Raw genomic sequence first — 14,455 nt, 5'->3', positions numbered from 1 at the left:
TGTAAAAGTACATCCTTACTTCCTCTTTAATAGCGTAGCCACACGCTCATTTCACCAGCAAGGCGATTGCCCCACAAATAATAGGGAATGGCCTTGAAACGTACAGCCTTTGTCTGCTTAATATAAGAACGGTACGGCTTCTCATCTGACCATAAATCGCTGTTGTCAGTCACGAAACCGTCCCCTTCTACCACGACACAACCACCTAGCAAATTGGGATCAGCATACGCCGTTAATTGCGGCTCCGCAGCGATTGCGAGTGAAGTGAGCGGTGCTTCGTTGTCTGCTTCTTCGACGCAATAAACGAGCGGGCCGCGTTGAATAGCCACCTTGCCTGCATCTGCCCGAATTAAAGGGTGCGCCGCAACTAACTTCGGCTCAATCGGAAGCAGCCACTCCACTGTATTTCTATCTGACCAGCTGCGATTTATTTTGGCGTAACCATTCTCAACATGAATATCTTGCTTTTCACCATTTACTTTCAACGTTGGTTCTCCGTCCTGGAACCAGTTCGGTATACGGAGCGCAAGTTCAAACTCGACCGATTCTCCAACCTTAGGAAGCTGAACCGAGAATTCAACATGACCGTTCCAGGGAAGCTCAGAGCGTTGATGTAATGTTATTGTGGTGTCGGCAAGCTCGAACGAGGCTTGACTTCCAATATACAAATGGGTATAGATCGTTCTGCCATCCTCAGACACATCGTAAATATAATTGTCTAACGAACCTAGCAACCGCGCGACATTGGGAGGACAACAGGAGCAACCGAACCATTTTTGTCGGACGGGCTTTACGTGATGTTTATCCGGATTTTTGAGACTTGCTTCTGGCCATACCTCAAGTGGGTTGACATAGAAGAAGTGTTTCCCATCCATTGACATGCTGCCCAGCACATTGTTGTAGAGTGCTCTCTCCAACACATCCGCATACTCGCTTTTAACTTCCAATTGAAGCATGCGACGTGCCCAGAAAATCAAGCCAATCGAGGCGCAGGTCTCCGCGTAAACGGAATCATTCGGAAGATCGTAGTCGAACGTAAAGGCTTCCCCGAGATGTGTTGAACCAATGCCCCCGGTAATATACATTTGTTTGCCTGTTGTGTTCGACCAGAGCCGTTCACAGGCCTCCTTTAACTCTTCGTCACCTGTTAGTCGCGCAAGAGCAGCCATTGCCGTGTACATGTAAACTGCCCGAACGGAGTGTCCAACAGCTACCTTTTGCTCACGAACAGGCAGATGAGACTGATAGACCTCAAGATTAGGCTCTCCCTGTGACCAGATGTTTGTCCGGCTTCCGCGTTTCCATTCCTTGATAAAATAATTGGGCTGCTTTCCCCGTTCATCTATGAAGTATCGGCTAAGGTTCAAATAACGCTCTTCTCCGGTAATCCCGTATAATTTAACCAGAGCCAATTCAATTTCCTGATGGCCGCAGTAGGCTCTTATCTGTCCAGGCTTGGTTCCGAACATACGATCAATCAGATCAGCGAATTGGCAAGAGATGTCTAGCAATTTACGCTTGCCTGTCGCCTGATAATACGCAACAGCTGCTTCAATTAAATGGCCTGCACAATACAGCTCATGAGCTTCATATAGATTGGTCCATTGCTTCCCAGGTTCTTTGATCGTGAAGTAGGTATTCAGATAACCATCGTCATGTTGGGCTTGGCCAATCAATTCGATGGATTCATCGGCGATCTTCTCTAACCTCTGATCTGGATGATGACGGAGCGAATAAGCAACGGCCTCTAACCACTTGTAGAGATCACTGTCCTGAAATACCCATCCGCCAAATTCACCTTGCTCCAAGCCGGCAGCAATACGGAAATTTCGAATGGCATGACTAGGCTCAGCGTCCTCTACCCTATCGTTTAGAGCTTCCCATTGATAGGGAATAACCGTTTCTCGTACAAGATCGGAATATGTATTCCAAAATTGGTCTTGAATTTGGATCTGATTCTGTCCCATTATACACACCTCAAAAGTATAAAATTTGACTCTTTCCAAAGTCGAGTATATGCTTTTTCTTAAAGTGAGAATAGGAATGGAATGAGCTTTTTTCTATACAAAATGACACTAAAAAATGAGGTTAATTCATTGAAGGAAGAATTAATTGTTGCGTTACAAACCCCACCTCTTCCATATTATTGGGAATCGGGTCGTTCAACGTTCCGAGTAGGCGACCGTCATCCTAACCGAAGAAACTTCGGCCTGTTTGATGTACTGCTCGTGGTTGATGGGGAATTACATATCGGTGAGAACGGGACGGAATGGACACTCGGCATAGGTGATGCACTATTATTACTGCCGGAAGGTGAGCATTATTCATTCAGTCCCTGCGAACAGGAAACAACGTTTTACTGGGTTCATTTTGAGCATGTGGACTGGCATCAGAGTCCTTTAATAGAAGAATCGGAAGCAGCCATTCCGTTATCACCATTCGATAAGCCAAAATCCATACGAATACCTAAGAAATCCACGGTGCTAAGTCCCCAGCTCGCATTTGATCTAATGCAACAGCTTCTGGAGCTGCCGGTAGGTGATTCCTTCTGGGAGAAGCAGCAACTGCTGTTCCGCTTTCTGGCTATGCTCGAAAATGGCATCTCGGATATGGCCAAAACACCTGCTTCACGGCTTGGCGAGAAAGTAGCTGTTTTCATCCAGCAACACTACCAAGAAGAGATCACCAATGAAACACTCTCGTCGGCACTACACTTCCACCCCAGCTACATCGTTCGCTGTATGAAAATGAAATACGGTGTCACACCGGTTCATTACTTACTACAATTTAGGATTGAGCGGGCCAAGCAGCTTCTAGTCTCCACGGAATGGTCGATTGATCGTATAGCGGCTGAAGTGGGCTTTCAATATGCTCCTTACTTTTCTACCTGCTTCAAGCGAAGTGTTGGAATATCTCCCCTCCAGTTTCGCAAGAAATATCTTAACTAGTTAAATGCATACTCTTCTATATCATCCGAAATCAGATATTGTGCGAAATGGGCTTCCTTCAATTGGAGGAAACCCATTTCTTTAAAATTAGATAAACAGATTGTGATTAGCTTGAGATGCTTGTCCGAGATAATAACCGACACCACCAATGAACATGATTGTTCTTCACAAGGGCACGGATCATCTTCGAACGCAGTGCTGACCACTCGGACTGCATCGCTTCCGTAATATTCGATTTCTAAATCATTACATCCACAGTCTGATGGTTAATCCTATTCCTCGATATTGAACCATGGACCAGAAGCTTGAATGAAGCCCCACAGTTTTTCAGGTAGCTCAAGCTCATTTACCTTCGAAGCCTTGATCGTAGTTTGTATCTCAGACTCACGTCCACCTTGAACTTTCTCAACCCAGTCCGGATTCATGATTAACGTTTGGCCAATCGCTGCCAAGGATATGCCCTGATTCATAGCTTTATTAACATCTTCCGGAGTTACCATCGAACCTGCAGCCAGTAGAGTTACTCGACCTCTCACATGTTCAGCAATGAATTCTAAGTGTGTTTTTTCATCTTGAGTGTCAGCGGGTTTAGATGTAAAGACATCCCCCAATGAAGCATGGATATAATCAACACCCACTTCAATCAGGCGATCAATCAGCACATAGGTATCCTTCATTCTTAGACCACCTTCCTGATGTTCGTCAGGAGAAATCCGGTATCCGAGAATGAAAGGTTTGGTAGCATGTTTTTGAATGACACGTTTCATCTCATCAATGACAGCCAGCGGAAAGCGTAAGCGATTTTCTATGGAACCACCCCATTGATCCTCTCGTCTGTTGAAGAATGGAGAAAAGAAGTTTTGCAGCAGGAATCCATGAGCACCATGAATTTCAACCCCGTCAAAACCTGCTTCAATTGCACGTCTTGTCGTTTCTCCAAACGCATGAATCACGTCCAATATTTCATCATGCGAAAGCTCTCTAGGTAGAACGGAAGGTGCAAATCCTGTGGCTTCCGTCTGCACAGCACTGGAACTAACCACTTCACCATTCGGAGTGAGGTTTGGAAGTGCCTTGTTACCTGCATGAAAAATTTGAAGTACTGCAGCAGCTCCTCCACTCTTCGCAGCATCTGCCAATTTACGCAAGCTCGGAATGAACGCATCATCGTACCCGGCGAACTCATTCGTGAAGCCGATTCCGTTAGGTTGGACATGTGTGCATCCTGTAATAACCAGCCCCACACCATTTACTCTTTTTTTATAATAGTTTTCTTCCGCATCTGAAACGGTATAATCATCATTGCTGGACCATGTGGTCATAGGTGCCATAACAATTCGATTCCGAAGCGTTACTCCGTTGTTGAGTGTAAAAGATTCAAACATGTTGTTGTATTGTGCGTTCATTACATAACCTCTTTCTAATAGTAGTAAATGTAAATTAATTTTCAATCCTCATAAATAAACGATCATTCGATTAATATATAGCGTCAAAACAGAGGGATTTCCATAGTGAATGTAATTCCCTCTAAAATAGAACTTTATTAAGCTTTAATCGCATCCCAAGTCATCTGAACTAATTCGTCCAAACGATCTTGCTCCAACTCGATCCGGCCGCCAAAAACCTCTTTAACATATTGCATGGTTGGATTGAAAGTAAACATATGAAGCAGACTCGTATCCACTTGTTTGAATACCCGTTCACTTTTACCCTTCTCGTACAACTTAAATAGAGGTTCGAATAAACTGGCCCCCTCCATCAGGGACAACTTATGCAGGAGTGGTGAATTGGAGAATTGCTCGGCAAATAAAAATTCATCTTTATGGCTTAAAATAAAGTCCGAGAAATTTTTCAATGCATGCTCAAAAGCAGATTGGATCGAAATTGATTCATCATAATTGTGAAATACGGCCAGACTCATGTCTTTCTTGATGCTTAAATATAGTTTATTGAGCATGTCCTCCTTGTTTTCGAAGTAAACGTATATCGTTGAAGCAGATACGTTAGCCTTTTTGGCGATCTTGGACATTGAAGTTTCCGATAAACCATATTCATTAATTAATTGAATTGCTGCGTTAAAAATACGCTCTCTTTTATTCTCATCTTTATGTCTCATGTACATGATATTAAATAATCGTTTGATTAAAGTCAATCAAGGATGCGTTATATAAAGAGCATTCCAACGTCGTTGTTGATATCCAAGTATTCCTCCACCCCATAGACAGCGTATCATTTACTGGTCCTATAATAAACGATCGTTCGATTAAAATTAAGCATGAAAATTCTCTTCTTTATCACATATTTGAGTTAGCCGGGAATCCACAACGATGAATATAGTCTTCCAAGGGTAGTCAAACCAAACGACCGTTTTCCGGTGAAATACCAGAGAACGGTCGTAGCGACATGATCACTTCGTTTATCACTTCATTATATGTTCGCAAACTGATCAATGGGATAATTGTCCCTCATCACCTTGCTCCTCCTGCACAATTCGAGCAATGTGAATCATTAGATATAATAATTCCTCGTTTGAGATGGAGATATCCAGCATGTTTTGCACATAGGTTTTAATCATCTCCGCGCATTTGTATTCAAGTGGATGCTCCTTCACCATGTGCTGAAAGATGAAATCTTTCGGCGAATTGCCTAAGCGGCCCTCTTGTAAACGCTGGATGAAAAACTGCAGGTGTGTGACGAGTCTCACATAATGGATGGAGTTTTTATTCAATTGCATATCAAAGCTGTATTGAATAAGATTGAAAATATCTTTTAACATTTTAACGGATTGCATCGTGCGCTCCATATTCTGTTCATGGCTTTGAGCATTGACGAAATGAAAGGCAATATTGCCCGCTTCCTCTTCCGTAAGCTCAATGCCAAGTTCTTGATTCAACATATGAACTGCTTCCAGGCCCAGTTCGAATTCGACCGGATGAAACCTTTGGATCTCCCACAACATACGATTCTGTAATGATACACCTTTTTTCCAACGTTCAATGGCAAATGACAGGTGATCCATAAGCGTAAAGAAGATTTGATCATCGAGTGACAGCTTTTCTTTGGCATTGGAAATCAGTTTGTTAATGACATTCACATGTGATTCTGGCATGTTTTCGATGGTTCGAACGTAAGCCTGGGCAGACGGATTGTTTTGCAAAATGAACCGTTTCTGGATATGCTCTTCATCGAGTCGCTCGCCGACTTTTCCTTTGAATGCCAAGCCTTTTCCCATGACAATCACTTCTTGTCCCTGTTCATCTTTGGTCAGAAGCAAGCTATTATTCAATATTTTGATTACTTTCATGCATTCATCACGATCCTTTATTCTTTCGTGACCGCCTGATCCGAATTCCCGATACATCTGCCATTCTGTTTAATGACCTCCTGATACCACGAGAAGCTTTTCTTCTTCAAGCGCTTCAAGTCTTTCAGATCCTGTTCACCACGGTTGACATAGATCATGCCGTAGCGTTTCCCATACCCCTGATGGGTGCTTACCACGTCAATAACCGACCAAGGGCAATACCCAATCACATCCACACCATCCGTTAGAGCCAGTCTGATCTGCTCCAAGTGTTTCTCAATAAAATCAATCCGGTACGTATCGTTAACCGTGTGATCTGCTTCCAGTACATCCGGAGCTCCTATGCCATTTTCCGTAATTAATATCGGGAGACCATATCGTTCATATACCTTACGCAATGTAAGCCTTAGGCCAACCGGGTCAATAACCCAGCCATATTTCGTTTTTTCCGTATATGGATTCTCCGCGGCCCGGTACACTCCCTGCTCGCCAAGCATAATTTGCTGATCCCCTGCACGAGCTGTAACATCCGACGCATCCCCCATACTGGCGGCAATGGTGGCTGTTGAGTAATAATTGATAGCTACCAGATCGGGACGGCCGGACTGGATGTCCTCCATGTCGCCCTGCTCAATAACCGGCTCGATGCCACGTTCCTGCAAATAACTCCAGAATAATGGATTATACCGTCCCCACACCGATAAGTCGAGAAACCCCCATCCGCGAATTGTCTCCCAGTTATGTGCAGCGATTGCATCTGCTGGTCTGGAGGTTGCCTGATACATGGAAGTCATGTTCAATGCAGGGCCGATCTTACCTTGCGGTAACATATTGTGAAATAGTCGCATCGTTCTGCCTTGAGCTACAAACATGTGATGATTTTGCTGATATAGTTCCTTATTGGAAGGCAAACGTCCGCCTTTTGGTGTACCAATAGCACCTGGATGGAGAATCATCGTATTTTGCTCATTAATGGTCAACCAATATTTCACTTTATGCCCGTATTGCTCAAACAAGATACGCCCGTACTCGACAAAGGCATCGATCGTCTCTCGGTTATTCCAGCCTCCAGTTTTCTCAAGCTCGTAAGGTAAGTCGAAATGGTACATCGTCACAATCGGTTCAATGCCATGGAGAAGCAATTCGTCAATCAACTGGTGATAAAAATCGAGTCCTTTTTCATTAACTTCCCCTGTGCCTGAAGGCAAGATTCGAGTCCATGCAATGGAAAAACGATACGCTTTGAGGCCCAGCTCTGCAAAGAGCTTCACGTCTTCTCTGAATCGGTGATAGTGATCGCTCGCAACTGTGAAATCGGCGGTTCCAGCCGGATGATCACACATATCGATGACGGACAGGCCTTTGCCATCTTCGTTCCAGGCTCCCTCCACTTGATAGGCCGAGGTGGAGCCTCCCCACAGAAATTCATTGGGGAATGGCTTGATGTGTTGATATAACATCTCAAACACTCCTTCATTTTAATGATGATCAAGAGATATGACGTACCGCATTACGGTTGTTACGAAAGGTGCATAATGGTCGCTCCAACCTCCACAGAACGCTGCTTTTCCAGCTTAATGTCCGGGAAACGATCCGAATTGGCGATAATGATCGGGGTTATGACTTCATAACCTTCCGCCTTGATGGCGTCGATATCGAAGCTGATCAACAAGTCACCCTGTTGTACCTGATCCCCTACTTTAATGGAAGAGTCGAAATGTCTCCCCTTCAGGTTGACGGTATCCACGCCAATATGAATGAGTATCTCTTCTCCATTGTAACCATTTAGTTTGACTGCATGTTTGGAGTCCATGAAAGCCGTAACTTCACCTGCGATCGGTGCATACAGTTCTCCTTTTACAGGAATAATCGCAGCGCCTTTACCCAGTAATCCCAAAGAGAAGACATCGTCTGGTACACGGTCCAGATGCACTAATTCCCCTTGCATAGGGCTGGCGATCATAAGTGAGTGTATCTCATTTTGGTTCAGTACATTTGCATTTGTTGCTGCAGCAGACTTCGTGTCTGGGGTGTTGTCTTGAACAGGCTGGCTGGAAAGCGTCTTGTCATCGTTAACATTGGTATTGCCTTCTTCTTCATCATCCACTGGATCCTCAAAACCAATGATACATGTCAGGGCAAAGGTCACGATAAAGGCGATCAGACACGTTACAATGGCATGAACGATATTCATCGGATTGCTGCCAATAAAGGCAGGTAACGCGGCAAGCCCTGGAGAAACGAAGGCATAACGTACTAATCCGGTCAGACCAGCGTATATTCCTGCTACGCCACCACCGATCATTGCAGCAATCAAAGGTTTCTTCAGTTTCAGCGTTACGCCGTACAAGGATGGTTCCGTGATGCCCAGTACAGCGGTGAAACCGGATGAAGCAGCGAGCTGTTTCAGTTTTTTGTTTTTGGTTTTTAATGCTACAGCAAGCGTAGCCCCACCTTGAGCAATATTGGACGCGAGCATTCCCGGACCGTTGATCATTTCATATCCATTTTTGGTCAGTTGGCTAGTTGCAATTGGCGTCATGGCCCATGCAGTGCCTGTCACGATCAGAAACGGTTGCAAAGTTCCCATTAACAAAGGAATCAGCCAACTGGCTCTGGCATTAATTGCTTCTGCACCCATCGCAACCAGATCATTCAGATACGTTCCGAAAGGCCCGATCGCCACTAATGCAAGTGGTGCTGTAATCAATAGTACAATCATCGGTTTTGTGAAAAATTTAATCATGGAAGGCGATACTCGATCTGCGAAACGTTCAATATAGGACATGAGCCAAACGACAATAATAATCGGCAGCACGGAGCCTGCATAATCGGTTAGGCGAACTGGAACACCGATGAAAAACACATCTTTTCCTTCCGTCATCAGTGCGCTCCATCCCGGGTGTAACAACACTCCGGCAACCGTCATCGCCATAATTGGACTTGTTTCAAACTTAATGGAAGCTCCATAAGCCAACAGAATAGGCATGAAATAAAAAGCCGCGTCCGCAATGGTATTAAGGATATAGTAGTTTTGGCTTTCGGTCGTTACGAGGCCTGTCAGTACAAGTACGGCCAATATTGCTTTGATCATACCCGCGCCAATGATTGCCGGAATGACCGGAGTAAATGTCGTTGAGATTACGCTGATGAATCTGGAAATCCAGCTCTGTTTTTGTTTTGGTCCGTTATTTTTGCCGGAATCTGATTTGGAGTCTGCACTCCGGGTTGCCGAACCCATCTGCTGAGTAATAACACGATAGACCTGCTGCACCTCATTGCCCACAACGACCTGGTATTGTCCACCATTATTCACAACGGTAATGACGTCTGGAAGAGCTTTGAGTTTTTCTGTCTCCGCTTTGGAGATGTCGTGCAATTCGAACCGAAGTCGGGTTGCGCAGTGCGTAAGCCGAGCGATATTCTCCTTCTTCCCAACCAATTCCGTTATGTCTTGTCCCAACTTGCGATAGTCCATACCTTTGCCCCATTTCTGAATTTGGATATAAAAAAGACCAAAACGATATGCCTTCCCCTACTCACATAAGGAAAATGCAAAATCATTTTGGTCATGCCTGCTTTACCAGTAACAGCCAAACACTGCTAATATTCAATTCGTTATCGATGTAAACGTTTACTGGATCATAATATCACACAATAAATTAGTTAGCAATCACTTTATTCGACATTTTTCTATATGAAAACAACGGTTTTATTGTTATGCACGATAACACGGTCTTCCACATGCCATGCGACCGCGCGAGCAAGTACAGTTCGTTCAATCTGACGACCGATCCGTTTCAGATCTGTAACATGGTTACGGTGGGTAACACGTTGTATATCCTGCTCTATGATTGGACCACCATCAAGCTCTTCTGTTACGTAGTGTGCAGTTGCACCAATTAGTTTTACCCCACGGTGATGTGCTTGAGCATAAGGATTGCCACCGACAAACGCAGGAAGAAAGGAATGATGAATATTGATGATACGATTACGGTATTGCTCAATAAATGTTGACGGTATGATTTGCATATAACGTGCCAAAATAATGATGTCAACATTCGCTAATTTTACTGCTTCCCTGTGCTGAGATTCAGCTTCCGCCTTGGTTTCGGGTGTAACGGGAACATAAAGGTAAGGTATTCCGAAAGACTCAGCGATCGTTTTCATATCCAGGTGGTTGCTGACGATGAGCACGATGTCAGCATCCAGTTCTCCGGCACGCCACTGCCATAACAATTCGAGCAGACAATGATCCTCTTTCGAAACAAAGATCGCTAACCGCTTCCTGTGACTTGCTGGAGATAATAACCATCTCATCCCAAACGGGTCCGCCAACGTTGCAAAATCCGATTGAATTGCAGCTAAATGTTTGGATGACTCATGTAAATCAAATTCAATTCGCATGAAAAATATACCTCCTGCGGGGTCCATCGTGTACTGATCCGAGTGTACAATATTTGCTCCCTGATCAGATAAAAATTGCGATACAGCCGCAACGATACCAGATTGATCCGGACAAGAGATAAGCAGTCTTGCACGATTTTGTAGTTCCGGTACAGAAACGTGAACTTTATTACTATTCATGTGCTCCATAAATCTATGAATGCCTCCTAATTATGTGATTAGCTATTACTATAAAAAAAGTAAACTTGCTTATTTCATTGGTGCCCCGCAAGGAATGGCGTTTACATCGACATGTTCATTGCGATGTTCATTGAGGAATGGAAAACGTGATATCGTAGCCCGAATTACTTTTTGACGTGTTCCTGGATTTCCCCAGAGAATATGAACTTCGTCCCCAATTACGGAATATTCTGAATTAATGGAACAAAGAGAAATCATTTGCCGATAGTAATAACTGTACATTCGTCCTGAACTGACACCAATCAAGTTACCATCCTTCAAAACTTGGTCAGCATATAATACCGTTCGTCCATTTTCCTGAGATAAATGTACGGGTTCCATCTCCATATAAGGTTCACCCGGTTGATACTGGGATGCTTGTACATCCAGGATATCTTCTGTGTTCCAGACCAAAGTAACCATTGTGCGGCGGGGGTGTGCTACTTGTTTTTCTAATGCCTCACGTCCAATGAACTCGTGATCAAACTTAATCATTTTTCCCCATCCCAATTCAACGGGATTGCGGTAACGTAGCTCGATGTCTGTACCCATGCTCCCCATTAACAATGTTGAAGGGCGACGAGTCTTCTGCGACTTCCCTAGATATTTCATGAAACCTGAGTCTTCTCCCCATGGACATGGAAAATGTACGAAAGACTGCGGAAATCCACCTTCGGTATGGTTCATCTTATACGCAGTTAGCCCAAGTTTTCGAATGCCAAAAGGTTCTCCCGCTGTCATGATGGCATTATAAATGGACAGTACATATTCGTTCTGACCGTGAATCTCATAAGCAAGCGTACCTGCCATCCCCATCCGGGTAACCCGAATCTCTTGCCCAGAAACACGGCTCATCCGGTAGCGTCCAAATTTCAGATCGTGCAGACATTCTCCGGTCGCAGATTCTATTATTTCAAGTGATTTAGGTCCGGCAAGCTGAAAGACGAACTCATCGCGTATATATTCTCCCTGTGCATCATAATTTCCAGTGTCTAATTTATAGGCAGCGTAGGGTGCCAGGAAATACGAAATGAATTCTTCCTCGCCTACTCTGAGCAACACGCCATGTGTCATAATGTAGCCTTCTTCATTACACATGATCGCATGTTTTAGAGAACCGATAGGGAATTGAGCGAAGCTGTTGACACACGTATCAGCAAAGAACTTTATCGCATCTGGTCCAGTGACGCGGTAAGCGCTGGCTGGATTCAGGCCAGTATGCAGATAACATGTTTCCTTCCATGACATGGACTCGTCTCTCCAGTTACTATATGCCAAGGGAAGAGCAGATCCAAAAGCCATCGCTTTACTATCCACATAGAAGTCAACTTGAGGATCATACGGTTCATAAATGGGAAGCAGCAGTTTCTCATTATTTTGATCTAAACCGATAGGAGTTTCATTTTTCACGATTCATACACCTCCTTATATGATTTGAAATCAAATTCTTTCTAAGGTATGACCTTAGTCGGTTAGGAATTTTGAGTTGTTGTATTTACGCTGACTTGTCATCATTGCTGACTGTTGAAGATTCAAACTCAGTAACATCGCTCCAATGTATCCAGCCAGAACCATCATCATGGGTACCATCTGGTTGTTCATCCCATTGACCGGATTAGAATATGTGATATCAGAAGTAACCCGTTCTGACAATGAATCAGCAGTACTTGCCAATTCCTGCTCCGTTAAAAGATTTCCTTGCAGTACATTTTTCGCACTAATGACAATCGCTTGTTTATTGACTGTCTTCATGATTAGGATAATCCCCTTTTAGTACAATTCTGCAAGATAATAAACAGTAGGTCTTTACTTTCCCCTCACAAGGTCGATGGAGTTTCCCGGGTCTCATCATCCACTATTGAATGGAAAAGAAAAGAACAATTGAATAATAACATCCCCCTGTCAATACCCTGCATAACTATAAAATGATTTCAAGATGTTTATTTTTGAAATATAATAGATAACTTATTTCATAGTGTGAAATACCATAGATGTCGTCTATTATACGAGACTTTTTTGTGTTTAAAGACTTCGCTCGTTTTTCCATAATAACCCAAAAAAAGAGGAGGCATAATGCCTCCCCAAAGTATGTTTTTCTTATCCTTGTTATCAGGTTATTCTTGTTACCGACATGATTTATGTGTGTCTCTTAATAGCAGGCATAATGATTGTTGCGAGTAGTTCTCGCGTAAGGCTGTTTAGCTATCTTCTGCCACGTACATGAGACTCGTTGTGGAGATGGGTAATCCTGCTGGAACAAAGCCTGCGTTTTGTGCAACCAAAAGTCGGTTTCATCTCAATTCATTCGTTGATCCTACTAGCGCCTAGTCCGAGTTTCTTGAGAAGATTAGTTAACTGTATTTTTTCTTCATTGGTAATCGAAGACAGATTCTTGGATATCACCTCAACGTGTTGAGGAAAGATCTCTTTAAATAAATTTTGACCTTGATCCGTTATGACTACATTTGAAGATCGACGGTCTGTTGGACTTGGTTCTCGCTTTACTAATTCTTTCTTTTCAAGCTTATCCACTACATATGTGATGCTCCCGCTTGGGATCGAAAATTTCTCGCTTATATTTTGGACCGTGTGTGGTCCTTTATTGTAGAGTAGTTCCAGAACCATAAAGTTCTCATTACTAATGCCGGATCGCTCTATATCTTTTACAACATCATCAAAAATAGTTTTACTAGCCTTTACCCACACACGGAAAAGCCGTAAATCGATCTGACTTTGTTCATCTCCTTGAAACATGTACAGGACCTCCTATTAGATACCTTCCCAAAAAACAGTATTTGTCATCTTGGTTTTCTGTATAAAGGATAATCAACTTCAGTCGGAACTTCAATAAGCAAAATTCGAAGGTCTTGATCAATAGCTTGTATGGCTACTTTCTCTTCTTCCTCTGGTTGAACGATAATAAAATCCTTCTGTGAAAAATGAGTTGTTTCGATTGTATCTGATAAAAGAGATCCGTCTCCTCTAATGGCTAAACCAGCCAATGTACGACCCAAGGAAAGGCGATGCGTATATACTGTTCCCTTAGAAATACGTACATCCCACATTTGAGCATCAGTCACAATTTGCATAGGAGAATCGTTTCCTAAAAGTGTTTTAATTTTCACACCATCTATATCTACTAACAAAAACTGATTAGAATCAAATTGCGAATAAATAGGTGCACGTTTCACGGCTTGGCTTAGATGTGGTTCAAACCAAATTTGAAAGGCTTCAGTCGGTTCCTTTAACGCCTCAGCATGTTGCACACCAGAGCCTGTTTGCATGAGCTGGGCTCCTCCTTCTTGTACAACACTTTCCGTACCCAGTGTATCCCGATGATATGCCTTACCATTGATTACATAAGTGATGATTTCGAAGCCTTGATGTGGATGGAAGCCGATTTCTGCTGGTTCCTGAGAATGAGCCCAAGCCCAGTAAAATAGGGGTCCTAGTCGAGTAATGATCGAGCCTTCTCCGGAAAAACCAATTGGTTTTTGTTCTATTATTTTGCCGCCATCAAACTGACCACTTGCTTGATCTTTGGGTTTAATAATTTGGATTCCCATTATACTCACTC

The 14,455-nt window shown here is 43.4% G+C and carries 12 protein-coding genes; 1 reads left to right on the top strand and 11 read right to left on the bottom strand.

Annotated elements, in window-relative coordinates; genetic code table 11:
- Positions 1-26: 26 nt before the first annotated feature.
- Entirely contained in the window at positions 27-1,967 is a 1,941-nt protein-coding gene (locus PAHA3_RS09495; protein ID WP_062834511.1) for a glycoside hydrolase family 127 protein, read from the bottom strand.
- A 102-nt stretch (positions 1,968-2,069) separates the two neighbouring features.
- On the opposite strand from PAHA3_RS09495, the gene PAHA3_RS09490 reads away from it, so the two are divergent.
- A complete protein-coding gene (locus PAHA3_RS09490; protein WP_062836042.1) occupies positions 2,070-2,948 on the top strand; it encodes a helix-turn-helix domain-containing protein in 879 nt (292 codons plus the stop codon).
- Between the two features lie 272 nt (positions 2,949-3,220).
- On the opposite strand, the gene PAHA3_RS09485 is transcribed toward PAHA3_RS09490, so the two are convergent.
- From PAHA3_RS09485 to PAHA3_RS09440, 10 genes are all read right to left on the bottom strand, one after another.
- Positions 3,221-4,354 carry an NADH-dependent flavin oxidoreductase gene (locus tag PAHA3_RS09485; RefSeq protein WP_062834510.1) on the bottom strand — a complete coding sequence of 378 codons (1,134 nt, stop codon included), beginning with the start codon at positions 4,352-4,354 and terminating at the stop codon, positions 3,221-3,223.
- A 137-nt stretch (positions 4,355-4,491) separates the two neighbouring features.
- Positions 4,492-5,064, bottom strand: coding sequence for a TetR/AcrR family transcriptional regulator (locus tag PAHA3_RS09480; protein WP_062836041.1), 573 nt, complete (start codon positions 5,062-5,064; stop codon positions 4,492-4,494).
- Between the two features lie 330 nt (positions 5,065-5,394).
- A complete protein-coding gene (gene licT, locus PAHA3_RS09475) occupies positions 5,395-6,252 on the bottom strand; it encodes a BglG family transcription antiterminator LicT (protein WP_062836040.1) in 858 nt (285 codons plus the stop codon).
- A 17-nt stretch (positions 6,253-6,269) separates the two neighbouring features.
- Positions 6,270-7,712: a glycoside hydrolase family 1 protein gene (locus PAHA3_RS09470; protein WP_062834509.1), complete on the bottom strand. Its 1,443-nt coding sequence runs from the start codon at positions 7,710-7,712 to the stop codon at positions 6,270-6,272.
- Between the two features lie 59 nt (positions 7,713-7,771).
- Positions 7,772-9,730: a beta-glucoside-specific PTS transporter subunit IIABC gene (locus PAHA3_RS09465; RefSeq protein ID WP_062834508.1), complete on the bottom strand. Its 1,959-nt coding sequence runs from the start codon at positions 9,728-9,730 to the stop codon at positions 7,772-7,774.
- 215 nt (positions 9,731-9,945) lie between these two features.
- A complete protein-coding gene (purU, locus tag PAHA3_RS09460; RefSeq protein ID WP_062834507.1) occupies positions 9,946-10,848 on the bottom strand; it encodes a formyltetrahydrofolate deformylase in 903 nt (300 codons plus the stop codon).
- 60 nt (positions 10,849-10,908) lie between these two features.
- Positions 10,909-12,288: an aminomethyltransferase family protein gene (locus PAHA3_RS09455; protein ID WP_062834506.1), complete on the bottom strand. Its 1,380-nt coding sequence runs from the start codon at positions 12,286-12,288 to the stop codon at positions 10,909-10,911.
- A gap of 54 nt (positions 12,289-12,342) precedes the next feature.
- Complete coding sequence (locus PAHA3_RS09450) at positions 12,343-12,630, bottom strand: hypothetical protein (RefSeq protein ID WP_062834505.1); 288 nt, start codon at positions 12,628-12,630, stop codon at positions 12,343-12,345.
- Between the two features lie 549 nt (positions 12,631-13,179).
- Positions 13,180-13,632 carry a MarR family winged helix-turn-helix transcriptional regulator gene (locus PAHA3_RS09445; protein ID WP_062834504.1) on the bottom strand — a complete coding sequence of 151 codons (453 nt, stop codon included), beginning with the start codon at positions 13,630-13,632 and terminating at the stop codon, positions 13,180-13,182.
- A 44-nt stretch (positions 13,633-13,676) separates the two neighbouring features.
- Positions 13,677-14,444 carry a pirin family protein gene (locus PAHA3_RS09440; RefSeq protein WP_062834503.1) on the bottom strand — a complete coding sequence of 256 codons (768 nt, stop codon included), beginning with the start codon at positions 14,442-14,444 and terminating at the stop codon, positions 13,677-13,679.
- Positions 14,445-14,455: the final 11 nt, after the last annotated feature.

Origin of the sequence: Paenibacillus amylolyticus (genome assembly GCF_001570725.1) — a bacterium.
GTDB lineage: Bacteria > Bacillota > Bacilli > Paenibacillales > Paenibacillaceae > Paenibacillus > Paenibacillus amylolyticus_A.
The sequence above is the reverse complement of the archived record's forward strand: the minus strand, read 5'-3'. Positions and strand labels throughout refer to the sequence as shown.